The 20,713-nt window shown below is 67.0% G+C and carries 26 protein-coding genes; 13 read left to right on the top strand and 13 right to left on the bottom strand.

All coding sequences use genetic code 11. The features are described from left to right. Positions 1-5 precede the first annotated feature (5 nt). The 5 genes from DM450_RS00325 to hisB form a co-directional block, all read right to left on the bottom strand. Positions 6-251 (bottom strand): hypothetical protein, encoded by a 246-nt coding sequence (locus tag DM450_RS00325; protein ID WP_142632102.1) that lies wholly within the window; start codon positions 249-251, stop codon positions 6-8. Beyond that, positions 248-979, bottom strand: coding sequence for a 1-(5-phosphoribosyl)-5-[(5-phosphoribosylamino)methylideneamino]imidazole-4-carboxamide isomerase (hisA, locus tag DM450_RS00320; RefSeq protein WP_142632101.1), 732 nt, complete (start codon positions 977-979; stop codon positions 248-250). Before hisA ends, DM450_RS00325 begins: the two co-directional genes overlap by 4 nt. 138 nt (positions 980-1,117) lie before the next feature. Continuing rightward, entirely contained in the window at positions 1,118-1,756 is a 639-nt protein-coding gene (hisH, locus tag DM450_RS00315; RefSeq protein WP_142632100.1) for an imidazole glycerol phosphate synthase subunit HisH, read from the bottom strand. Beyond that, positions 1,753-2,046, bottom strand: a complete 294-nt coding sequence (locus DM450_RS00310) for a YciI family protein (RefSeq protein ID WP_142632099.1) — start codon at positions 2,044-2,046, stop codon at positions 1,753-1,755. Before DM450_RS00310 ends, hisH begins: the two co-directional genes overlap by 4 nt. Continuing rightward, positions 2,046-2,648 (bottom strand): imidazoleglycerol-phosphate dehydratase HisB, encoded by a 603-nt coding sequence (gene hisB, locus DM450_RS00305; protein WP_142632098.1) that lies wholly within the window; start codon positions 2,646-2,648, stop codon positions 2,046-2,048. Before hisB ends, DM450_RS00310 begins: the two co-directional genes overlap by 1 nt. A 205-nt stretch (positions 2,649-2,853) precedes the next feature. Here hisB and DM450_RS00300 point away from each other — a divergent pair, with 205 nt between their 5' ends. The 6 genes from DM450_RS00300 (at position 2,854) to DM450_RS00275 (ending at position 6,699) form a co-directional block, all read left to right on the top strand. After that, complete coding sequence (locus DM450_RS00300) at positions 2,854-3,357, top strand: SspB family protein (RefSeq protein WP_142632097.1); 504 nt, start codon at positions 2,854-2,856, stop codon at positions 3,355-3,357. Positions 3,358-3,391: 34 nt separating this feature from the next. Then, complete coding sequence (locus DM450_RS00295; protein WP_260610428.1) at positions 3,392-3,934, top strand: hypothetical protein; 543 nt, start codon at positions 3,392-3,394, stop codon at positions 3,932-3,934. Positions 3,935-3,999: 65 nt separating this feature from the next. After that, the gene (gene gmk, locus DM450_RS00290; protein ID WP_142632095.1) at positions 4,000-4,653 is read left to right on the top strand and encodes a guanylate kinase; all 654 of its coding nucleotides are present in this window, start codon (positions 4,000-4,002) and stop codon (positions 4,651-4,653) included. 225 nt (positions 4,654-4,878) lie between these two features. Beyond that, a complete protein-coding gene (gene dapD / locus DM450_RS00285) occupies positions 4,879-5,715 on the top strand; it encodes a 2,3,4,5-tetrahydropyridine-2,6-dicarboxylate N-succinyltransferase (protein ID WP_142632094.1) in 837 nt (278 codons plus the stop codon). 156 nt (positions 5,716-5,871) lie between these two features. After that, positions 5,872-6,333, top strand: a complete 462-nt coding sequence (locus DM450_RS00280; RefSeq protein WP_142632093.1) for a DUF1810 domain-containing protein — start codon at positions 5,872-5,874, stop codon at positions 6,331-6,333. Between the two features lie 159 nt (positions 6,334-6,492). Further along, complete coding sequence (locus DM450_RS00275; protein ID WP_242526267.1) at positions 6,493-6,699, top strand: hypothetical protein; 207 nt, start codon at positions 6,493-6,495, stop codon at positions 6,697-6,699. Between the two features lie 13 nt (positions 6,700-6,712). Here DM450_RS00275 and DM450_RS00270 read toward each other — a convergent pair whose 3' ends face one another. Continuing rightward, entirely contained in the window at positions 6,713-7,993 is a 1,281-nt protein-coding gene (locus DM450_RS00270; protein WP_142632092.1) for a dipeptidase, read from the bottom strand. A 495-nt stretch (positions 7,994-8,488) separates the two neighbouring features. Between DM450_RS00270 and DM450_RS00265 the strand changes: the two genes are divergently transcribed. Then, positions 8,489-10,084 (top strand): GMC family oxidoreductase, encoded by a 1,596-nt coding sequence (locus DM450_RS00265; protein ID WP_142632091.1) that lies wholly within the window; start codon positions 8,489-8,491, stop codon positions 10,082-10,084. A gap of 143 nt (positions 10,085-10,227) precedes the next feature. Here the strand turns inward: DM450_RS00265 and DM450_RS00260 are convergent, their stop codons facing one another. Then, positions 10,228-11,028 (bottom strand): sugar phosphate isomerase/epimerase family protein, encoded by an 801-nt coding sequence (locus tag DM450_RS00260; protein WP_142632090.1) that lies wholly within the window; start codon positions 11,026-11,028, stop codon positions 10,228-10,230. Between the two features lie 110 nt (positions 11,029-11,138). Between DM450_RS00260 and DM450_RS00255 the strand changes: the two genes are divergently transcribed. Then, positions 11,139-11,612 carry a cupin domain-containing protein gene (locus tag DM450_RS00255; RefSeq protein ID WP_142632089.1) on the top strand — a complete coding sequence of 158 codons (474 nt, stop codon included), beginning with the start codon at positions 11,139-11,141 and terminating at the stop codon, positions 11,610-11,612. A 48-nt stretch (positions 11,613-11,660) separates the two neighbouring features. On the opposite strand, the gene DM450_RS00250 is transcribed toward DM450_RS00255, so the two are convergent. Then, positions 11,661-11,972: a hypothetical protein gene (locus DM450_RS00250; protein WP_142632088.1), complete on the bottom strand. Its 312-nt coding sequence runs from the start codon at positions 11,970-11,972 to the stop codon at positions 11,661-11,663. A 240-nt stretch (positions 11,973-12,212) separates the two neighbouring features. Then, positions 12,213-12,602, bottom strand: coding sequence for a hypothetical protein (locus tag DM450_RS00245; protein ID WP_142632087.1), 390 nt, complete (start codon positions 12,600-12,602; stop codon positions 12,213-12,215). 300 nt (positions 12,603-12,902) lie between these two features. Here DM450_RS00245 and DM450_RS00240 point away from each other — a divergent pair, with 300 nt between their 5' ends. Continuing rightward, positions 12,903-13,331, top strand: coding sequence for an OsmC family protein (locus DM450_RS00240; RefSeq protein WP_142632086.1), 429 nt, complete (start codon positions 12,903-12,905; stop codon positions 13,329-13,331). Positions 13,332-13,725: 394 nt separating this feature from the next. Here the strand turns inward: DM450_RS00240 and DM450_RS00235 are convergent, their stop codons facing one another. Further along, on the bottom strand, positions 13,726-14,214 hold the full coding sequence (locus tag DM450_RS00235) for a COG3650 family protein (RefSeq protein WP_260610011.1): 489 nt from the start codon (positions 14,212-14,214) through the stop codon (positions 13,726-13,728). 336 nt (positions 14,215-14,550) lie between these two features. Between DM450_RS00235 and DM450_RS00230 the strand changes: the two genes are divergently transcribed. Further along, a complete protein-coding gene (locus DM450_RS00230; RefSeq protein WP_142632085.1) occupies positions 14,551-14,844 on the top strand; it encodes a hypothetical protein in 294 nt (97 codons plus the stop codon). Positions 14,845-14,984: 140 nt separating this feature from the next. On the opposite strand, the gene DM450_RS00225 is transcribed toward DM450_RS00230, so the two are convergent. Beyond that, the gene (locus tag DM450_RS00225; protein WP_142632084.1) at positions 14,985-15,380 is read right to left on the bottom strand and encodes a hypothetical protein; all 396 of its coding nucleotides are present in this window, start codon (positions 15,378-15,380) and stop codon (positions 14,985-14,987) included. Between the two features lie 213 nt (positions 15,381-15,593). On the opposite strand from DM450_RS00225, the gene DM450_RS00220 reads away from it, so the two are divergent. Then, positions 15,594-16,169, top strand: a complete 576-nt coding sequence (locus DM450_RS00220) for a hypothetical protein (RefSeq protein ID WP_142632083.1) — start codon at positions 15,594-15,596, stop codon at positions 16,167-16,169. Between the two features lie 59 nt (positions 16,170-16,228). Here the strand turns inward: DM450_RS00220 and DM450_RS00215 are convergent, their stop codons facing one another. After that, positions 16,229-16,648 carry a DUF4440 domain-containing protein gene (locus DM450_RS00215; protein ID WP_142632082.1) on the bottom strand — a complete coding sequence of 140 codons (420 nt, stop codon included), beginning with the start codon at positions 16,646-16,648 and terminating at the stop codon, positions 16,229-16,231. Positions 16,649-16,821: 173 nt separating this feature from the next. On the opposite strand from DM450_RS00215, the gene DM450_RS00210 reads away from it, so the two are divergent. Continuing rightward, positions 16,822-19,101: a transglycosylase domain-containing protein gene (locus tag DM450_RS00210; protein WP_142632081.1), complete on the top strand. Its 2,280-nt coding sequence runs from the start codon at positions 16,822-16,824 to the stop codon at positions 19,099-19,101. A gap of 89 nt (positions 19,102-19,190) precedes the next feature. On the opposite strand, the gene msrB is transcribed toward DM450_RS00210, so the two are convergent. Continuing rightward, a complete protein-coding gene (gene msrB, locus DM450_RS00205) occupies positions 19,191-19,595 on the bottom strand; it encodes a peptide-methionine (R)-S-oxide reductase MsrB (protein WP_142632080.1) in 405 nt (134 codons plus the stop codon). Positions 19,596-19,710: 115 nt separating this feature from the next. Here msrB and DM450_RS00200 point away from each other — a divergent pair, with 115 nt between their 5' ends. After that, positions 19,711-20,697, top strand: coding sequence for a CorA family divalent cation transporter (locus DM450_RS00200; protein ID WP_142632079.1), 987 nt, complete (start codon positions 19,711-19,713; stop codon positions 20,695-20,697). Positions 20,698-20,713: the final 16 nt, after the last annotated feature.

Here is a 20,713-nt window from a genome sequence, read left to right as displayed (position 1 = left end):
TGACTTCACTCTACCGGCTTGAAGAACAGCATCACGCACAATGCGCCCAGCGTCAGGCACACGGCAAGGTTGAACGCCGAATAGCCCCAGAACCTCTGCGGATTGTCCGCCAGCGTGGTCTCGACTTTAGAGCGCGCGCGGCTGAACAGCAGCAGCTTCGCCTTGCCCTCGCGAAAATCGCGCAGCGCCCAGAGCGCGCTCGGCACCAGCACCACCAGCGCCATCACCGCGATGAGGCGGTTCTCGTTCATCCCTCGCGCTCGGCCATCTGGATCGCGGCGGCAAGGTCGAGGCGGCCGTCGTAGAGCGCGCGGCCGGTGATGACCCCCTCGATCCCGTCGCGCGCATGAAGCGCCAGCAGGCGGATGTCGTCGAGGCCCTTGACGCCGCCGCTCGCGATCACCGGCAAGTCGGTGCGGCGGGCGAGATCGACGGTGGCGTCGATGTTCACGCCCTTGAGCAGGCCGTCGCGGCCGATGTCGGTGAACAACAGCGAGGCCACGCCCGCGTCCTCGAAGCGGCGGGCCATGTCGACGATCGACACGTCGGAGACTTCCGCCCAGCCCTCGGTCGCGACCATGCCGTCGCGCGCGTCCACCGCGACGACGATGCCGCCGGGGTATTCCCGCGCCATGTCCTTGACGAACTGCGGGTCCTTCAGCGCGGCGGTGCCCATGACCACGCGCGACACGCCAAGGTCGAACCAGCCCGCCACCGCCTCGCGGGTGCGGATGCCGCCGCCCAGCTGCACATGGCCGGGGAACACCTCGAGGATGGCTTCCACCGCCTCGCGGTTCTCGGCGCGGCCGGCGAAGGAGCCGTCGAGATCGACGACGTGGAGATACTGCGATCCGGCTTCGGCAAACAGCATGGCCTGCGCGGCGGGATTGTCCCCGTAGACGGTGGCGCGATCCATGTCGCCTTCGGCAAGGCGGACGACCTGCCCCTGCTTGAGGTCGATGGCGGGAAATACGATCATCTGGCGATCCTGACCTGTACTACTTCGTCACCCCCGCGAAGGCGGGGGCCCCGCTGGCGGCTGGGCGGGACGAGAGCAGAAGAAAAGCGGGATCCCCGCCTACGCGGGGATGACGAAGAAAGTGCATGCTGCCGAAGCTCACGGCTTCCATTCCAGAAACCGCGTCAGCAACGCCAGACCGTAAGCCTGGCTCTTTTCCGGGTGGAACTGCACGCCGACGACATTGTCCCTGGCCACCGCCGCGACCAGGCCGCCGCCATGGTCGGTCATCGCCGCCACATGCGCACCGTCGTCGGGCTGGAAGTGGTAGGAGTGCAGGAAATAGGCCTCCCCCGCATCGATCAGCCCCTGCGCCGGATCCTTGAGGCCGAGCGAGACATCGTTCCAGCCCATGTGCGGGATCTTGATCGCGGGATCGGTGCGCTCGATCATCTGCACCTGGCCGCCGATCCAGTCGAGCCCTTTGGTCACGCCGTGCTCCAGCCCGCGCGTGGCGAGCAGCTGCATGCCGACGCAGATGCCGAGGAACGGCGCACCGCCGACATGGACACGCTCGGTCATCGCCTCGACCATGCCGGCAATGCCCCAGAGCCCTTCAGCGCAGGCGCGGAACGAGCCGACGCCGGGAAGCACGATGCGGTCGGCCGCGCGGACAACGGCGGGATCGGCGGTGATCGCCACGTTTCGGGCACCAGCGGCGCGCAGGGCGTTGGCCACCGAGTGCAGATTGCCCGCGCCGTAGTCGATCAGCGCCAGAGTCTGACCGCCTCCCGTCATCCGGCGAGCCCTGCCACGCTGTCATCGAGAAAACCGGGCGCCCACTCGATCACTTCGACTTCGGCGACAACGCCCGCCACGAAGGGATCGGTTGCGGCCAGCGCGGCCATCGCCTCGCGGCTGTCACCGCGGGCGAGGATGATGCCGCCCTCGCGCGGGACCTTGCGGCCCCAGGCGACAAAGCGTCCGGCGGCATGATGGCCGCGCAGCCAGGCGACATGCTCGTCCAGCAGCGCGTCGACCTGCTCGACGGGGGCGATGTAGCGAAGCGAGATGATGAAGATGGCCATTACAGGGTGTCTCCGCCAAGGATGCCCTTGGTCGAGGGGATCGCCCCGCCCTTGCGCGGATCAAGCTCCACCGCGGTGCGCATGGCGCGGGCAAAGCCCTTGAACAGGCCTTCGCAGATGTGGTGGTTGTTGGTGCCGTAGAGCAGTTCCATGTGCAGGGTGATGCCCACCGCCTGCGAGATCGAGTGGAACCAGTGCTCGACCAGCTCGGTATCGAACTCGCCCAGCTTCTCCTGGGTGAAACCGGCCTTCCACACGAAATAGGGGCGGCCCGAAATGTCGAGCGAGACACGGCTCAGCGCCTCGTCCATCGGCGAGTGGACGTCGCCGTAGCGGCCGATGCCGGCCTTGTCGCCGAGCGCCTGCGAGATCGCCTGACCGATCGCGATGGCGCTGTCCTCGGCCGTGTGGTGCTGGTCCACATGGAGGTCGCCCTGGATATGGCAGGTGATGTCGATCAGCGAATGGCGCGAGAACTGCTCGATCATGTGATCGAGGAAACCGATCCCGGTCGAGACGTCGTAAGTCCCGGTGCCGTCGAGATTGACCGAAACCGCGATGCGGGTCTCGTGGGTGTTGCGATTGATCGAGGCAGTGCGCATGCGAAGGGCCTATAGACCGATGCCGCGTGGAATCAATTGTGCGTATCGCGCCGCCGCCCGGCAATCTTTGGTGGGCGAACCTCCCCTCCCACACCCTCCTTTGGTCGCATTCAGGCAAAACGACCTAGGGAAAACCCGACTGGTCATGCTATTTTCTGGTCGAACATGCTTGACCCGCCGGTCTTGCATCAGCACCTAGAGCGCGATGAACGATACGCCTCAAGACAGCCTGATCCCTTACGACGAGATCGTACAGGAAGCCCTGCGCGCCGTCGTTGGCCGCGTGCTCGGCCAGGTGGAAGCCTCCGGCGGCGCCCTTCCGGGGGGCCACCATTTCTACATCACCTTCAAGACCGGCGCTCCGGGGGTCTCGATTCCCGCCGAACTGCGCGCCCGTTTCCCGGACGAGATGACGATCGTCCTCCAGAACAAGTTCTGGGACCTGGCGGTGGGCGAACAGGGCTTCTCGGTCAGCCTCAGCTTCAACCAGCGGCCCTCGAACCTGGTGATCCCGTTCTCGGCGATCACCGCCTTCGTCGACCCGGCGGTGGACTTCGGCCTGCAGTTCCAGGCCATCGCCGACGACGAGCTGGACGACGAGCCGATCGTGGAGCCCGGCAACGACGCGGAACGCGACGTCGCCTCGCGCATTACTCCCAGCGAAGACGGATCGAACGTCGTTTCGGTCGACTTCGGGAAAAAGAAGTAGGCGGGCAGCGTCAGCCCGGGAAAGCGTGAAGGGCATGGCCCCGGGCAAGTTCCAGCGTGCGATCAGCGATGAACAGGAGCGGCAGGCGGCAATCGCCGAAACCGTCGCTCTTGCCGCCCCCGGCATACAGGCATCCGAAAAACAGGCGCCCAAAAAACCGGCGCCCGGCGCCGCCAAACCCCGGAGCCGTGCCGCCCGGGTCAGGGACAAGCTCAAGGCGAAGGCCAAGCCCCCCGAGATCCGCGGCCCCAGCCCCAATTCGGCCACCAACCTCATCATTGCCGACGTCGCCCTGCGCGGCGGCGCCGCGATCGCCCGCCGCGCGATGGAACAGGCCGTACTCGGCAAGGCCTATACCCCCCGCAAGGCCAAGGCGATTCTCGACGGTCGTTCGTTCGGCGAATCGATTGCCCACGGGCTTCTTGCCCGGGTCGCCCTGAACTCGGTCCCCGGCGCCATCGCGGTTGTCGGCGGGCTTGCCATCAAGACGCTCTACGACCGCTCCCGCGCCCGCAAGGCCCGTGCCAGCGGCGAAAGACAGCTCGCCGAAATGGCCGAGGACGGCACCGAAAGCTGATCGGGCCGACCTTGCCTCCTGATTTGCCCTCTTGATTTGATGCGCAACCATCGGCATCGGGGCCCATGGTCAACTCTCCCGAAAACCCCGCTGATACGCTGGCCCGGCGCGGCCTGATGCTGATCATGTCCTCGCCCTCGGGCGCGGGCAAGACAACGATCTCGCGCATGCTGCTCGAGCACGATGCCCACATCCGCAACTCGGTATCCTGCACCACCCGCCCGCCCCGCCCCGGCGAAGTCGACGGCAAGGACTACCACTTCGTCAGCCAGGCCGAATTCGACCGGATGGCCGCCGAAGGCGAGTTCCTCGAATGGGCGACCGTGTTCGGCAACAGCTACGCCACCCCCAAGGCCCAGGTGAAGGCCGGTCTCAAGGACGGGCAGGACTATCTGTTCGACATCGACTGGCAGGGCACCCAGCAGCTCTACCAGAAGCTGGAGCGCGACGTCGTGCGCGTGTTCCTGCTGCCGCCCAGCATCGACGAACTGCGCCGCCGCCTGACCGGGCGCGGCACCGATTCGATGGACGTGATCGCTGCCCGCATGGAACGCGCCCGCTCGGAAATCAGCCACTGGGACGGCTATGACTACGTCGTCGTCAACGATGACATCGACCAGTGCTTCGAGAAGGTGAAGCAGATCCTCGCCGCCGAACGCATGCGCCGCGCCCGCCAGACCGGCCTGATCGGCTTCGTGCGCGAACTGATGGCGCCCTAAGTCCGGACTGACGTCCGGAGGCAGCACCGGCCCAGTGCGGATTTCCAAACAAACACCCGAACGGAAAATGCGTAACCGCGCACTTTCCGTTCAATCCGGTGAATTTCTCTGTCCTCACGATGCGCTGCTTATAGTCGCCGCATCCTTCCTGCTTGTCGCGCCGGTCCCCACCCTCTAGGCGCGCCTGCAAACATGCCATTTGGCCGACTTTCTGGAGACGCGAACATGACCGAACTCGAAACCGCGATCGAAGCCGCCTGGGAAGCGCGCGACACCGTGACCCCCGCCAGCGAAGACGTGCGCAAGCGCGTCGACGAAGCGCTCGGCCTGATCGAATCCGGCGCTGCCCGCGTCGCCGAGCCCGACGGCAACGGTAGCTGGAAGGTCAACCAGTGGCTGAAGAAGGCGGTCCTGCTCTCGTTCCGCCTCAACGACAACGCTCCCGTCGCCCACGGCGCCGGCGGCGCGCCCGCCTTCGACAAGGTGCCGGTGAAGTTCGACGGCTGGGCCGAGGAAGACTTCCGCAAGGCCGGTTTCCGCGTGGTTCCCGGCGCCGTCGCCCGCCGCGGCACCTACATCTCGAAGGGCGTCGTGCTGATGCCCAGCTTCGTGAACATCGGCGCCTATGTCGGCGAAGGCACCATGGTCGACACCTGGGCGACCGTCGGCTCCTGCGCGCAGATCGGCAAGAACGTGCACATCTCGGGCGGCGTCGGCATCGGCGGCGTGCTTGAGCCGCTGCAGGCCGGCCCGGTCATCATCGAGGACAACTGCTTCATCGGCGCCCGTTCGGAAGTGGCCGAAGGCGTGGTCGTCGGCGAAGGCGCAGTGATCTCGATGGGCGTGTTCCTCGGCGCCTCGACCAAGATCGTCGACCGTGCGACCGGCGAAGTCCACATCGGCAAGGTTCCGCCCTACTCGGTGGTTGTCCCCGGCTCGCTGCCCGGCAAGCCGCTGCCCGACGGTACCCCCGGCCCGTCGCTCTACTGCGCGGTGATCGTCAAGACCGTCGACGCGCAGACCCGCTCGAAGACCGGCATCAACGAGCTGCTGCGCGACTGATCCCGCCGCCAGTACACGATGCGGAAAAGGGCCGGATGCCGACGCATCCGGCCCTTTTCCTTTTCCCCTGCCCCGACACGGAACGCGAGGCGGCCCCGGCGCGTTTCCCCCCGGAACGCCACTGGTGAAAACCATTGGCATTGCGGGAGCAGCGACATGGAAATTCCCTGCCCGGCCCTGGCGACGGTCGATCTCGACCGCTACATCGCGGCCCAAGCCTCCACTTATGCAGGTGCCCTTGCCGAACTCGAGCGCGGCGAGAAGTCCAGCCACTGGATGTGGTTCGTCTTCCCCCAGATCATCGGGCTCGGACAGAGCGAAAACGCCCGCCGCTATGCCATCACCGGACTGCCCGAGGCCCATGCCTATCTGGCCCACCTGCTGCTCGGTGCCCGGCTGGACGAGTGTACCGACGTGATGCTCGGCTGGGCTGCAGAGCGCAGCGCAGGCGCGATCCTGGGCGAGGTGGACGCGATGAAGTTCCGCTCCTCAATGACCCTGTTCGAGGCGGCGGGCGGCGGCGATCGCTACTCCCGCGCGCTGGATGCCTTCTGCGGGGGCCAGCGCGACGCGCGCACGCTGGACGTGCTCGCCATGCCCGCGCCGCTACCCGGCTAGACGGTGATTTCATCCGGTCGGAAAAGGCGCCGAGAAGCCGGGAACCGGCTGGCGGCCTGTGGCGTTCCCGGATTGGCCCGTGATGCAGCGAGGCCCGGTGGCCATCCCTGCATGCGCGAAGCGCGGCCCCTCGTCGGTCCGCCGGCCTTCGGGAGAGCCATGATGCAACGCGTTGGCGACGAAGTTCACCTCGATGACGATGAAGCACGCTCGGGCAGCACCCCGCATGTCGTGCGCTGGATGCTGATCTTCGGCCTGCTGCTGGCGGTGCTGGCGATGTCGGCGATCTGGATCACCCGCGCGATCCACGAGCAGCCGCGCCAGGGTGATCCGGTCACGGCCGAGGAACACGCCCTCGGCAGCTGAGGCAAAGCGGCATTCAGAAGGCGGTCGGCGATTCGATCGGCGGGTCTGCCCGGTGCGCCGCCGCATAAGCTTCGGCCGCTTTCATCACCCGCAGCATGTTGCCGCTGGCGATCTTTTCGAGATCGGCCTGCGAATGGCCGCGCCGCGCCAGTTCGGCGAACAGCGCCGGATAGGTCGAGACATCCTCCATGCCGACGACCGTCGTTCCCACCCCGTCGAAATCGCCGCCGAGGCCGACATGGTCGATCCCTGACACGGCCACGATATGGTCGATGTTGTCGGCCACGTCCTTGATCGAGCCGCGCGGCATCGGATGCGCGGCCTCCCAGTCCTTCAGCCCCTTCGCCGCCGCCTCGGGCTCGCCGATGTAAAGCGCGTCGAGCCGTGCCTTCTCGCCGGCCCGCGCGGCGTTCCACTGGCGCGTCTCCTCGACCACGTACGTCGGGAACACGTTGACCATGATGATGCCCCCGTTCGCGGCCAGCGCCTTGAGCACGGTATCCGAGGCATTGCGGGTATGGTGGTTGATCGCGCGTGCATTCGAATGGCTGAAGATCACCGGCGCCTTGGCCACGGCCAGCGTGTCCATCATGGTCGCCTCGCTGGTGTGGCTGAGGTCTACCAGCATGCCGATGCGCTGCATCTCGCGTACCACGTCACGGCCGAAATCGGTGAGGCCATCGTGCTCGGGCTTGTCGGTGGCGCTGTCCGCCCAGGGGGTGTTCTTGAAGTGGGTCAGCGTCATGTAGCGCGCGCCGAGCGCATACATCTGGCGCAGCACCCCCAGCGAACCGCCGATCGAATGGCCGCCCTCCATGCCGATGAGCGAAGCGATCCTCCCCGCTTTCATCGCCTTCTCGACATCGGCAGCGCTGGTGGCGAGTTGCATGTCGCCGGGATAGGCTGCGACCAGCCGCCGGGTCACGTCGATCTGCTCCAGCGTCGCCTGCACCGCATGCTGGTCGTCGAGCGCCGCCGAGACGTAGACCGACCAGAACTGCGCGCCGACATGGCCCTTGCGCAGCCGCGCAAGGTCGGTGTGCATGGCCTGCTCGTCCTTCGCGGGATCGGCGGTCCTGGTGGTGTCACGAAAGTCGAAACCCGCCAGCACGTCCTTGCGACGTTCGCGCAATTGTTCGGGGACGTCGTTGTGCCCGTCCCATACCGGCGCGGCACGCAATGCAGCCTCGGCAACCTGTTCGGGGGTCTGCGCGGCAAGAGCCGCAGGAGCGGACATCGTCGCGGCCAAAGCCAGGCTAACGCCCGCCAGCCGAAGGTTCCGGTACTTTGCCATCATTGCCCCCTGTTGCGACCTCACTGCCCAAACCTTGCGGGCCGGGCGGAAGAAAACGACAGGCAGGCCATTTGTGCAAGTGCAGCAACGCGAAAAATATATGATCGGGTTGGGAAATCCGCCGCAGGAGGAAAAAGGAGCCGTCGGCGAAGGCGCGAGGCGGGCGCGACCTCCCGTTCTCGTTCTACCTTATCCAGCGCGGATCGCCCCCCGACGACCACACGGACCAAGCACCGACGGCTCCCGGTAAAATGGCGAATTCTCGCCATCCCCTAGGACAAATTCTGTTCGAGACCGTTTACCCCGGCCATCCCTTGCGGATCGACCTATAGGTACACTCCCTTGATCACTGGTTAAAACTCTGAGCGCACAGGGCAAGAGGGCGGCCGATTAAAATAATGTAAGCCTGGAACCAAATGGCACCCAATGTGCATCGCCCCGGCGGGTTTCGCGGCCTGGCTTGATCGCCCGGCAGGCGCGGCCTAGCCCTTGGGCATGGGAGAGTTCGACTACATCGTCGTGGGCGGCGGCAGTGCCGGCTGCGTGCTGGCCAACCGCCTCAGCGCCGACCCGAACAACCGGGTCCTGCTGCTCGAAGCCGGCGGGCAGGACAATTACATCTGGATCAAGGTCCCGGTCGGCTACCTCCACTGCATCGGCAATCCGCGCACCGACTGGTGTTATACGACGCAGGCCGAACGCAATCTCGGCGACCGCGCGCTCAGGTATCCTCGCGGGCGGGTGCTGGGCGGCTGCTCGTCGATCAACGGCATGATCTACATGCGCGGTCAGGCGGCCGACTACGAAGGGTGGCGGCAGGCGGGCAATCCCGGCTGGGGCTGGGACCACGTGCTGCCGCTGTTCAAGCGCGCGGAGGACCACTTCGAGGGCACCGGCCCCTTCCACGGCAGCGGCGGCGAGATCCGGGTCGAACGGCAGCGGCTGCGCTGGGACATTCTCGAGGCTTTCCGTGCCGCCTGTCTCGAACAGGGCATTCCGGCGAGCGAGGATTTCAACACCGGCGACAACAACGGCGCGGGGTTCTTCGAGGTCACCCAGCGAAGCGGCTGGCGCTGGAGCGCGGCGGACGCCTTCCTGAAGCCGGTACGCAGCCGTGCCAATCTAAAGGTCGAGACCGGCGCGCTGGTCGACCGGGTGGTGTTCGAGCACGGCCGCGCGGTCGCGGTGGACTATACCCTGGGCGGCGCCATCCGCTCGGCGCGGTCCCGCGGCGAAGTGGTGCTGGCGGCAGGCGCGATCGGCTCGCCGGCGATTCTCGAGCGCAGCGGCCTTGGCGATGCGGCGCGGCTGTCCGCCATGGGTATCGTGCCCCTGCTCGACCGGCCCGAAGTCGGCGGCAACCTGCAGGACCACCTGCAGCTGCGCTGCGCCTGGCGTGTCAGCGGCGTGTCCACGCTCAACCAGCGGGCCGCGACGCTATTCGGCAAGGCACTGATCGGGCTCGAATATGCGCTCCGCCGCAGCGGGCCGATGGCGATGGCGCCGAGCCAGCTCGGGGTCTTCACCCGCAGCGACCCGCACTATGCGACGCCCAACCTCGAATACCACGTCCAGCCGCTCAGCCTCGAGGCCTTCGGCGGCGCGCTCGATCCGTTCCCCGCCTTTACCGCCAGCGTCTGCAACCTGCGGCCGGAAAGCCGGGGCTCGACCCATATCGCCGGCCCCGACCCGGCGCTGGACCCGCAGATCCGCCCCAACTACCTCTCGACCGAAGAGGACCTGCGTGTCGCCGCCCAGGCAATCCGCCTGACCCGCGCGATCGTCACCCGGCCGGCGCTGGCCCGCTTCACGCCCGAAGAGCTGCGCCCCGGCATCGGCTTCCAGAGCGAGGAAGACCTGCGTCAAGCCGCGGGCATGATCGGCACCACGATTTTCCATCCGGTCGGCACCGCGGCGATGGGCCGTGTCGTCGACCCGCGCCTCAAGGTGCGGGGCGTCGACGGCCTGCGGGTGATCGACGCTTCGGTGATGCCGACGATTACCTCGGGCAACACCAATGCGCCGACGATGATGATCGCCGAAAAGGGCGCCGAGATGCTGCTGGAAGACGCAAAACACCAGGCCGCTTGAAGATTCGCCGGAGGCGAATTTTGCGGCACCGCCCCTCTCCCTCACCCTTGCCTCCCAACAGGGCATACTCGCGGGTGGCAGGATGGGGTAGAGGGCCGGTGCCGCGCCCAAAATGGCCTTCCGGGCATTTTTCAAACAAATTCTCAGGCCAGCAGTGCCCGCGTGCGCGCCACCACTTCGCCCACATAGTCCTTTGCCGCCTCGAACCCGAGCGCGGCTTGCGGCAGCGTCACGTCGATGCCCAGCGTCTTGCCGCGCGGCAAGGCGTCGACGAATTCGCGCAAGGGCAAGTCGCCCTCGCCGGGGATCAGGCGCGGGCTGCGCGAATCGCCTTCGGCATTGCCGGAAAGCGCCCCGTCGCAGATGCGGGCATGACCGACCAGCGCGGCGTCCAGCTCGGCGATCTGGCGCACCGTCCCGCCGGTGCGGAAGAAGTGCAGCGCGTCAATCGTCAGGCTGACCTTGTCCTCGCCGATCTCGTGCACGAGTTCGAGCGCTTCGGGCAGGCTGCGGATCGTCAGCACCGGGGCGAAGATGATCGACAGGTCCATGCCGCGCTCCTGCGCCATGGTGGCCAGTTCGCCCAACTGGTCACGCGCGCGCGCGCGTTCGAGCCCGTTGTCGTGCGCCGAGATACGCTTGGCGCCGATCTCCGCGAACAGATCGAAGTCCCCCGCACGCTGGGCGGGGGAGACCAGATCAGAGGCGGCCACGCCCTCGCCCACCTTGATGCAGATCCCGGTTTCGGCCAGCGCCGCCCTGACCGCGCGCCGCAAAGCCGCATCCTCGCGCAGCGACCATGCGGGATAGCCCGTGTTGCTGCCGGCATCCTGCGCCAGCCCCAGCGAGACCCGCGTGCAGCCCAGTTCGGCAGCCAGCCGGATATGCTCGACCGGTCCCATTCCGGCGACCGTGCGCGACTCGATACCGAGCGGATGGGGCATTATCGGATCCTCTCGTCCCTCATGGACCGTAAGACTTGTGAACCTTGCAGCGCACTGCAATGCTTCCCAATATCGCGCCCCGCGAGCCAATGCACGCATGAAAGGATTGCATGTCCGATCCCGCTCCTATCCCCGCCCAGATCATCGCCCAGCTAGGCCTCGAACCGCACCCCGAAGGCGGCTGGTATCGCCAGACCTGGCGGGCGGAAACGGCAACGGAAGGGAAAGGCGGTCGCCCCACGGCCACGGCGATCTATTTCCTGCTGGAAGAGCACCAGCGCTCGCACTGGCACCGGGTAGACGGTGCCGAACTGTGGTTCTGGCATGCCGGAGCCCCGGTCGCGCTGCTGACCGCCCCCGGCGATCGGGGCCCGGTCACGCGCACCGTGCTGGGTTCGCAGGTCCTGGAAGGCGAGGCCGGACAGGCGCTGGTCCCGACCGGCCACTGGCAGGCCAGTGAACCGATCGGCGGCTGGGCCCTGGTGAGCTGCGTGGTATCGCCCGGTTTTCACTTCGGCGGCTTCGAACTTGCCGCTCCGGGCTGGGCCCCCGGGCAGACGCCGGGCGTTCCGGCGCAACGCTGATCCGCCGACCGAACAGCCGCCGCCGCTGTCCACCCGCAAGCAGGCCCCTCAGCCGCGAATGGCGGGCCGCAAACGCAGCGCCAGCATGATCGCCAGCGGCCAGAACAGGGTTGCCGCGATATCGCCCAGGGTATCGGGCCAATTCCACGAACCGTGGGCAAGACGGTCGACATATTCGTTGATGCCTTCCGCCAGGGCCACCACCAGGAACGGCGCTGGCGTACTCAGCTTGCGGCGCATGATCATCGCCGCCAGCGACCAGATGGACAGCCCTGCATAAGTATGCGCGAACTTGTCGGGAGAGGGACATTGGCTGACGATCCAGCTGATCAGCCGCTCATATTGGTGAACCAGTTCCATGGCGCAGGCTTATGCTGCACAGCAGCATTCCGGTCCAGAGCGTGCCGACCTGCCCTGTGCATGACACGCCGTCTTACCCCCAGCCGCTCCCCGAAACGAGGCCCTGATACGAGGCTCTGATAGGAGGCTCTGATAGGAGGCCCTGATGCCACAAGGCGCGCCGGATTTCTCCGCCGCGCCTTGTCCTTCTCCCCAAGCCTCGGCTCGGCGCCCCGGTTGTCCGGGTGCGCGAGTTGCAAACTAGAGCGCCACCCTGCGCTGCATGCGGGCAAGCGCCCGATCGATGGCATCACGCGCGGCGCCCGCCACGGTACCCGAAACCACCCGGTAGACGATCCGCCCCCCTTCCAGCGAATAGGCCACGGTCGCCATGTCGTCGTTGAAGCTCGACAGGTAGAGCGTGGGCTTGCGCTGGATGAGGGCGAGATCGTCCGCTCGGGGAACCAGGGTATCGCGCAGGAGATAGGCGCCGGTCATTGCCGTTTCGGGATTGGACACCTCCGAGACCGCCCCTTCGGACAGGGCCGGCAGCGGCACTGCGGCAGACAGGTCCCGCGCCTGGACGGACATGGTTGTCGCCAGCGCGAAGGCCACGAGGCCCACCTGCAATGCTGCCAGGAATCGCTTCATGACATCATCCTCTTCCAGTGGCGGTACCGTTCGTGCGGCGCCGCCTTGTCCTGAGCGGCGACCATATCAGCCGGCAGCACAATTCCAAAGCGCTGTTTGCCATGGCTGACGCTTCCGGCGTCATCCGTTCGGAGCAGTGACCGCCTCTCCTCATCCCGCCGCCGGCCGCAAAACCTGCCCTGTCCGCCGATCCTCGACCGGTCCGGCCGGGCACCGTCATGACAGCTGCCGCGTTTCGTGAGAGCTTTCTCCCACCCGCGCCGGTTCCAGCGTTCGGCGCAGCAGCAAAAGGACCTTGCGATGACCACCAATTCCGCCTCCGCCCGCTACGAAGGACTCGGCAAGGACGGCAAGGGTTCGATCACCACCCGCTCTGGCGTGCTGTCGGACCAGCCCTACGGCTTCGGCACACGCTTCGAAGGCAAGCCCGGCACCAATCCCGAGGAACTCATCGCCGCCGCCCATGCCGCCTGCTTCACGATGGCAACCAGCTTCGGCCTCGCCAAGGCGGGCTTTTCCGAAGGCACGCTGGACACCCAGTGCACGGTAACGCTCGATCAGGCCGATGGCGGCTTTGCCGTCACCCGGTCGGCGCTGGTGCTCAAGGGCGCGATCCCCGGCATTTCGGCGGAAGACTTCGCGCGGATCGCCGAGGAGGCCGAGCAGAACTGTCCGATCTCCAAGCTGCTGGACTGCGAGATCACGCTGGAAAAGTCGCTGGAAGGCTGAGGCCCACCGAAAAATGGAGCGTAAGGTCTGGCACCGGGAACGGCGCCAGGCCCGGCTCACCCGGGAACGACCAGTTGCCCCGGGCGTTGTGTCGGCGGAGGAGGGAGAACAGAGGACCGCCCTTGGCACACCGTACATCACTGACCGCCGGCGCCGTTGTCGCTGCGGCAGGCGCCATCACGCTAGGCGCGCTGACCGGCGCCGTTTTGCCCGCCGGAACCGATTCGGCTTCGGCCCACTCCGATCGGCCTGCTCCGGCACACGTGCGCCGCACCGCCGCGATTTCACACCAGCCTGCGCAAAGGGCGCTCGCCTCGACGGGGACGTCACTAACTCCCCAGCCCCCGAGCGCCCCCGGGGACCGAGGCGCGAGCGCCCGGATCGAGCTTGCTCCCTAGGAAGCAGCGCCGGCAATGGGCGCGCGGTCACTCGACGCGCAGCCCTTGCGCACGTCATCATCGATCTTGAGCATCGCGCTGAACGGGTAACGCTTGCCCGACATGCCGTCGCTGCACGGCCCCGGCCCGATTGCCAGCGTGAACGTGCGCGCCGGTCGCCCGCCTGCGCCGCCCTTGAACTCCCCGCTGTAGGATAGCCCGCCGCGTCCGGCAAAGCGCGAGACGCGGCCCTGTTCGCCATCGGGGCGTTCGGGCGTGCGGTAGGTCAGCACCTCGCCGCGAATCTCCGCGCTCCAGAACGGTTCGGTTCCGGCGATTCGCACCCCCTCGCCCGCTGCAATGCCATTCCATGGGCGGTGATCGTCGGCATCCCCGGGGACCGCGTTGGCGCCGCTGCGGTCGTGACATGCCCCCAGGAGCAGGCAGAACGCCAGTGCCGCGACCACCAGGCCCGGCTCACCGCCGCCGAAACGGCTGCGCTTCATGCAAGTATCGGATCGCATTGACATGCCGGAAGCCTAACCGGGCCACCGCACCCCCGCAAGAGACGCCCGATTGCACTTGGCGCATCCTGCGAAATGGGCGCAGATTGCCGCGCCCGGCACGAGAAAACCGTCCGTTTTTCCCGAAATGGCACGGTTTGCACGGGTTAGAGGCTAAGCACATAACTTGTCGGAGTTTTTCCATACAGTTGCACTTTTATCAACACTGGTGGCATTTGTTGCCATTGCGAACAACTCCCGCGCAACACATGTTGCACTGCAACAAGATAAGAGATGCCCCGAGGCAATCTCCCGCTTCTTGAGAAAAAGGATTTTGCCATGTTCAAGACTGTCTTTGCCGGTGCCGCCGCTCTTGCCGCCGTTTTCGCCACCTCTGCCCAGGCCGAAGACGCCCGCAGCTTCTCGCATGACGGCGTTCACTACAACTACACCACCGCCCAGAAGGGCAAGGTGACCGTGATCTCGGGGACCGCTTCGGGCCAGGTTCCGTTCCGCCTCTACGTCAGCGGCAACCGCGTGACCGGCACCTACAACTCGCGCAACGTCGACTTCCGTCTGGCCGACGCCCGCAACGCCCTCGCCACCGAGCAGGCTGCCGCCCTCACCCAGTAAGGTGAGGCGCCGCTGACGCCCCTCCCGGGCCGGCCAGCGCAGCCACGAGGTTTAAAAAAGGCCGCCGCTCCCATGGGAACGGCGGCCTTTTTGCATGTCCGGTCGCTCACGCGGCTCCGGACCGGAAGACCAGACGCGCTTCAATGCCGCCGGTCGAGCAGGGCCTTGTGGGAGACGAGGCGGATTTCGAGATCGCCGTCGTCGTCAACCCCGTGTGTCTCGCCAATCCGGGCCCGCAGCACGGCGATCTCGTCCTCGCCGAGATCCGCGCCGATCGGGTAGCGGGCGATCACCAGCCCATCGACGACATCGACCACGCTGAAGTGGCTCGACAGGCAGGCCGCCGCCAGGGCATCGAGGTCCAGCCCTTCCGCCAGGCTCCAGGTCTTGCCCTCGCGCGAGCGGATCTCCTTGCGGCAAAACCGGCAGGTACACAGCACCGAGCCGTCCTCCTCCCGCCGTCGCCGTCCCTCGGGCTGGTGAGCGCCCTTGAACCAGCAAGGTGTCATCGCAAAGCTGTCGCGCCGTGTGTACATCTTCTAAAATACCCTCACGGATTGAACTTAATCGTTTCACAAGGCCTCTTGCCGTGCGGTTATCGGCGGCATGCGGAACTATGCGGAGCCCGGAAGCGCGCCTGCCATGGCGCCTTTCCATTCACCGCACCGACAGGGCAGGCGGGCTACCCGCCTTGCCGCAAGCCAGGGCATGTAGACGGGACGCAAGTGATTATGGGTGCAGGTAAATGGATGGTTCTGCTGCTGGTGGCGGGGGGTGGCGCCGGCGTAGGACTGGGTGTCGTCGCCGGCGGCCTCACCGCCGGGCCGCTGCGCCACTGGACCGAGCGCTTCGGCCAGCATGACACGGCGCAAGGCAGCGACTTCGTGCGCTTCGAAGGCGCGGACGGCGAAGCCGCGCGCGATCACGGCAGCCTGCGCCGTCAGGGCTACGACGACGAACAGGGCTATCCGCTCGAAGGCAGCGGCGAGGACTTCGCCTATGCCGCGCCGCCCGGCGCTCCGGCCTTCCAGCAGGCGCCGCCGCCGGACCAGATGATGATCCTGCAGGGGCCGGACGGACGTTACCGCCCGATGGGCTGGGCAGATCGCGACGACCCTGGCGACGACCGGGACGACAATGCCGATGCCCCGCCGGGCTTCCGCCAGCGCCAGTTCACACCGGCACCGCAAGCCCTGCCGCTCTCTCGCTCGCCCGCCGCGCGCCTGCCTGCCTCTCCCCCGCTCGACGATGCCGCTGCGGCCGCGGCCGCCCGCGCCCGCGCCGCCGCCGACGAAGTGACCGCCGCCGAACACGCGACGAGCTAGTCCGTACACTCATCCATGAATGCCCGCAGGGTCATTTCCAGGGCTGCGCCAGCCCGCCCCTAACCCAGCGTCAGGAAGATCTCCGCCTCGATCACCCAGTCGCCGCCCGCCTCGCGCCATTTGGCGACATAGCTGCCCGAAGCGGTAGTGGTGCCTGCTGCATCGCGGCCCTGCCAGGCGCCGTATTCCATGGCGATCGGCAGGGCCGGCGAGATCTCCAGGCGTTCGGGCGTGCGGACATAGACCATGCGCCCGTCGCCCGCGAACTCGCGGCGCCAGACTTTCACCTGCCCCATGCGCCCGGCAATCACCGCGCTGTCGGTGCCCGTCACCATCACGCAGTCGCGTGCGAGGATCGGACCGATCGCAGCCGCATCGCCATCGGCTATCGCCCGGTTGAAGGCAGCGCGGCGCGCGCGGATCGCCAGTTCGGCGGAAACATCGGCGGAAGCACGGTTTGTCGGGAGGTCTGTGGCCATGCCCGCCTTGTGCCAGCCGGCGCACGGTGTTTCCAGTGCGACGGAGCGTCTCGCCCCTGCCACTCTCCGCAATATGGCGGCGCTTTCTGTTAAGGGCGGGTTACAAAACCCGCGTCCATGGGCTAGAGAGCGCTCGGACCGCTCGGTCCGTAAAAGGGATCTGCACCTAGAAAATGGCCAAGAATACCGGCCGGAGCCGCTCGCCCGGCGAGCCCTCCTCGAATCCGAACCGCTCGAAACCGCAGCAATCGTCGTTCCTCGGCCGTCTTGCGCGGCGCGTGGCCATCTGGGGCGGCGCACTGGTCCTGCTGGCCGCGATCGGCCTTGGCACCGCGGTTGCCGTGACGATGAGCCAGTTGCCCGCCTTCGACGCGCTCAAGAGCAGCCAGAACGGCCAGATGATCGTCGTGCGCGCGCGTGACGGCAGCGAACTCGTCTCGCTCGGGCCGAGCTATGGCAAGTGGCTGAGCTACAACGAGATCCCGCCGGTCATGCGCGGTGCGATGGTCTCGGTCGAGGATCGCCGTTTCCGCGAGCATATCGGCATCGACGCGCTTGGCCTGGTGCGCGCGGTCTACGTCTCGCTGACCACCGGTGGCCGCGCCAAGGCCACCTCGACGATCACCCAGCAGCTTGCCCGCAACGTGTTCCTCAACAACAGCCGCTCGATGACCCGCAAGGCCCGCGAAGCGGTGCTGGCACTGGCGCTGGAACGCAAGTTCTCCAAGGACCAGATCCTCGAACTCTATCTCAACAAGGTCTATTTCGGCGGCGGCGCCTATGGCATCGACGCGGCCAGCCGCAAGTTCTTCGGCCACCCCGCCACCGAACTGTCGACTGCCGAGGCCGCGATCATCGCCGGTCTGGTGAAGGCGCCTTCGAACTACTCGCCCACGGCAGACCTCGACGCCGCCAAGTCGCGCGGCGAAGTGGTGCTCGGCCTGATGGTCAAGAACGGCGCGATCACGCAAGCAGACGCCGATCGGGCCGACATCGCCGACGTTGCCGTGGTCCACGAAAAGGGCCAGAATTCGGTCCGCTACTTCACCGACTGGGCGCTGCCCCAGCTCGACATGCTGCTGCCCGACACCAACGAGCCGATCGAGGTCTGGACCACGCTCGACCCGAAGATGCAGCAGGCCGCCACCAGTTCGATGACCGCCAATGCCCCCAAGGGGGCGCAGGGCGCACTGGTCAGCCTTGACCGCGACGGCGCCGTGCTCGCCATGGTCGGCGGCACCGACTACGTGAACTCGAACTATAACCGCGCCACCAATGCCGTGCGCCAGCCCGGTTCGTCGTGGAAGCTGTTTGTCTATCTCTCGGCGCTCGAAGCCGGCTACACCCCCGACGACCGGGTGATGGACGAACCGGTCACCATCGACGGATGGAGCCCGCAGAACGACGGCCGTAACTTCGCCGGCCAGATCGATATCCGCACCGCCTTTGCCTATTCGAAAAACACCGTCGCCGCCCAGCTCGGCAGCGAAGTGGGCTTCGGCACGGTTGCCTCGATGGCGCGCCGCTTCGGCATCACCACTCCGATCAACACCAAGCCGGCGATGGTGCTGGGCACATCCGAAGTGCGGGTGATCGACATGACCCGCGCCTTCGCGGCGATCTCCGCCGGTGGCACCTCGGTCGAGCCCTACGGCATCGTCAAGGTCACCACCACCTCGGGCGAAGTGCTCTACCAGCACAAGTCGGCGCGCGGCCAGGTCCTCGTGCCGCCCAACGTGGCTGCCGAGATCACCGACCTGCTGCAGACAACGGTCGCCACCGGCACCGGCCGCGCCGCGCAGATCGGGCGCCCGGTGGCGGGCAAGACCGGCACCACCAGCTCAAACAAGGACGGCTGGTTCCTCGGCTTCTCCAGCGGCATCACCACCGGCGTGTGGATGGGCCGCGACGATGCCAAGCCGGTGCGCGGGCTCTCCGGCGGCCATGCCCCGGCGCGCGCCTTTGCCGACTACATGAAGGTTGCCGTCTCGACCCGCCCGGTCGAGCAGTTCCAGACCGAAGTGAAGCTGCCCGAATGGCAGCTGGAACCCGACGACGAAGCCCTGCAGGGCAGCCCGGACGACTATTACTACGTCGACGAGAACGGCAACGTCGTCCATCCCGGCGCCAATGGCGAGCAGGGCGACGACCAGCCCCGCTACGAGGATGGCAGCGTCGGTCCGGGCCCCGGCCCCGGTGCCCCGCAGATGCCCGACTATGGCCCCGGTGCGGCATCGGCTCCTGGCCAGCGTACGCCCAGTAACGGTGGCGGCGGTTCCGGCAACGGCTCCGGCTCCGGTAGCGTGCCACCTGCCGCCAGCCCCGACTTCCTCAACCGTGCCACCGGGCGCTCTTCCTCGGAAGAAAGCCAGCGCACGCGCCAGAGCCCGGCCAACACCAACGCCCCGCGCGCCGTCCGCACCCCGGCGCCGGAACGCACCCCAGGCGCCTGACGCCGGATTGGCCAGACGATCAAGACACACGAAAAGGGGCCGGAAATCCGGCCCCTTTTTTTATACGCTGGTGCGCCCGTTGCCGGGGCTCAGCCCTGCGCCTCGGGCGTGAAGTCCAGCGAGGCGCTATTGATGCAGTAGCGCAGGCCGGTCGGCGCGGGGCCATCGGGAAACACGTGGCCAAGGTGTCCCTCGCACCTGGCGCAGCGCACTTCGGTACGGATCATGCCATGCGAGGTATCGATATGCTCGTCGATCGCACCGGCCTCGGCAGGCGCGGTGTAGCTCGGCCAGCCGCAGCCGGAATTGAACTTGTCGTCCGACTGGAACAGCGGTGCACCGCAGCCTGCACAAGTATAGAGCCCGGCCTGCTTGTTGCCGTCGTACTTGCCGGTGAAGGCGCGCTCGGTGCCGGCCTCGCGCAGCACATGATACTGCTCGGGGCTCAGCTTCTCGCGCCACTGCGCATCGGTGAGGTGGATCTTGTCGGTCATCGGCGTCTCCTTGAGCGCGCATATGGGAGGGCGGGGCCCGCCTTTCCAGTCTCCTTCAATGGCGATGCGCCATCGCTGTGCTAGAAGAAGGTCTGGAACCGCTTGAGGAAACACCATGCGCGAACCGCGTGAAGGGGGACCGCCCGCTCTCGGCCCCGGTCTGATCTGGGGCATCGAATTCACGCCTGAGGGCAACCGCACGGTGGAAGACTGCAACAGCCCCCATGACGGCCGCCTGCGCTGGCTGCATCTCAACCTTGCCGATCACGGCACCCGCCTGTGGGTGGAGACCACGCCCGAATTGCCCGCCGCCGCGCGCGAGGTCCTGCTCTCGCAGGACCGCCACCAGCGCGCGCTGGTCGATCCCGTCACCGTTGCCTGCGTGCTGCACGATTTCGAGCGCGATTTCGATAGCGAGGACACCGGCCGGATCGGCGCGCTGCACATGGCACTGACCGGCAACCTGATCGTCTCGGCGCGCCATCATCCGGTCGGCTCGGCGGACATCGTCCATCGCCGCCTCAGCGGAAGCGAGATGGCGATGACGCCGCCGCGCGCGCTAGACATGATGGTGAGCGCGATGCTGGAGAACTTCGGCCGCGTGATCGCCCGCCTCTCGGGCGAAGTGCAGGCCGCCGAGGACGCGCTGGTCGAAGACCGCCCGGTGCCCGGCAGTCACCGCCTACTTGACGTGCGCCGCCGCCTCGCCCAGCTCCACCGGATGCTCGACGGCATGAAAAGCGTGTTCCGCCGGCTCGAAATCGACGATGACCTGCCCGCCGACATGCTGCCCACGGTCGAGAAACTCTCGCAGCGGGTACAGGGCGTGGGCGGCGACATCATCAGCGTGCTCAACCAGTTGCGCTCGGTGCGCGACGAGATCAACGACCAGTCGAACCAGCGGGTCAACCAGAACCTCTACCTGCTTTCGGTCATGACCGCGCTGATGCTGCCCGCCACGCTGGTGACGGGCATCTTCGGCATGAACACCGGCGACCTGCCGCTGGTCGGCCACCACGGCACCGTCGGTGCCACGGTGCTGGCGGCCGGATCGGCGCTGGCGACCTTCCTGTTCCTCAGGGGGCGCGGGTTCTTCCGTTAGAGTCTGTTTGAAAAAT

The sequence above is a fragment of the Sphingomonas sp. IC081 genome (assembly GCF_006874585.1).
GTDB lineage: Bacteria > Pseudomonadota > Alphaproteobacteria > Sphingomonadales > Sphingomonadaceae > Novosphingobium.
Note: the sequence above shows the minus strand (reverse complement) of the source record. Positions and strands in the feature narration are given on the sequence as shown.

Coding starts and splice junctions, on each gene's coding strand:
- DM450_RS00325 (WP_142632102.1), bottom strand. CDS start 251: ATGAACGAGAACCGCCTCATCGCGGTGATGGCGCTGGTGGTGCTGGTG.
- hisA (WP_142632101.1), bottom strand. CDS start 979: ATGATCGTATTTCCCGCCATCGACCTCAAGCAGGGGCAGGTCGTCCGC.
- hisH (WP_142632100.1), bottom strand. CDS start 1,756: ATGACGGGAGGCGGTCAGACTCTGGCGCTGATCGACTACGGCGCGGGC.
- DM450_RS00310 (WP_142632099.1), bottom strand. CDS start 2,046: ATGGCCATCTTCATCATCTCGCTTCGCTACATCGCCCCCGTCGAGCAG.
- hisB (WP_142632098.1), bottom strand. CDS start 2,648: ATGCGCACTGCCTCGATCAATCGCAACACCCACGAGACCCGCATCGCG.
- DM450_RS00300 (WP_142632097.1), top strand. CDS start 2,854: ATGAACGATACGCCTCAAGACAGCCTGATCCCTTACGACGAGATCGTA.
- DM450_RS00295 (WP_260610428.1), top strand. CDS start 3,392: ATGGCCCCGGGCAAGTTCCAGCGTGCGATCAGCGATGAACAGGAGCGG.
- gmk (WP_142632095.1), top strand. CDS start 4,000: ATGGTCAACTCTCCCGAAAACCCCGCTGATACGCTGGCCCGGCGCGGC.
- dapD (WP_142632094.1), top strand. CDS start 4,879: ATGACCGAACTCGAAACCGCGATCGAAGCCGCCTGGGAAGCGCGCGAC.
- DM450_RS00280 (WP_142632093.1), top strand. CDS start 5,872: ATGGAAATTCCCTGCCCGGCCCTGGCGACGGTCGATCTCGACCGCTAC.
- DM450_RS00275 (WP_242526267.1), top strand. CDS start 6,493: ATGATGCAACGCGTTGGCGACGAAGTTCACCTCGATGACGATGAAGCA.
- DM450_RS00270 (WP_142632092.1), bottom strand. CDS start 7,993: ATGGCAAAGTACCGGAACCTTCGGCTGGCGGGCGTTAGCCTGGCTTTG.
- DM450_RS00265 (WP_142632091.1), top strand. CDS start 8,489: ATGGGAGAGTTCGACTACATCGTCGTGGGCGGCGGCAGTGCCGGCTGC.
- DM450_RS00260 (WP_142632090.1), bottom strand. CDS start 11,028: ATGCCCCATCCGCTCGGTATCGAGTCGCGCACGGTCGCCGGAATGGGA.
- DM450_RS00255 (WP_142632089.1), top strand. CDS start 11,139: ATGTCCGATCCCGCTCCTATCCCCGCCCAGATCATCGCCCAGCTAGGC.
- DM450_RS00250 (WP_142632088.1), bottom strand. CDS start 11,972: ATGGAACTGGTTCACCAATATGAGCGGCTGATCAGCTGGATCGTCAGC.
- DM450_RS00245 (WP_142632087.1), bottom strand. CDS start 12,602: ATGAAGCGATTCCTGGCAGCATTGCAGGTGGGCCTCGTGGCCTTCGCG.
- DM450_RS00240 (WP_142632086.1), top strand. CDS start 12,903: ATGACCACCAATTCCGCCTCCGCCCGCTACGAAGGACTCGGCAAGGAC.
- DM450_RS00235 (WP_260610011.1), bottom strand. CDS start 14,214: ATGAAGCGCAGCCGTTTCGGCGGCGGTGAGCCGGGCCTGGTGGTCGCG.
- DM450_RS00230 (WP_142632085.1), top strand. CDS start 14,551: ATGTTCAAGACTGTCTTTGCCGGTGCCGCCGCTCTTGCCGCCGTTTTC.
- DM450_RS00225 (WP_142632084.1), bottom strand. CDS start 15,380: ATGTACACACGGCGCGACAGCTTTGCGATGACACCTTGCTGGTTCAAG.
- DM450_RS00220 (WP_142632083.1), top strand. CDS start 15,594: ATGGTTCTGCTGCTGGTGGCGGGGGGTGGCGCCGGCGTAGGACTGGGT.
- DM450_RS00215 (WP_142632082.1), bottom strand. CDS start 16,648: ATGGCCACAGACCTCCCGACAAACCGTGCTTCCGCCGATGTTTCCGCC.
- DM450_RS00210 (WP_142632081.1), top strand. CDS start 16,822: ATGGCCAAGAATACCGGCCGGAGCCGCTCGCCCGGCGAGCCCTCCTCG.
- msrB (WP_142632080.1), bottom strand. CDS start 19,595: ATGACCGACAAGATCCACCTCACCGATGCGCAGTGGCGCGAGAAGCTG.
- DM450_RS00200 (WP_142632079.1), top strand. CDS start 19,711: ATGCGCGAACCGCGTGAAGGGGGACCGCCCGCTCTCGGCCCCGGTCTG.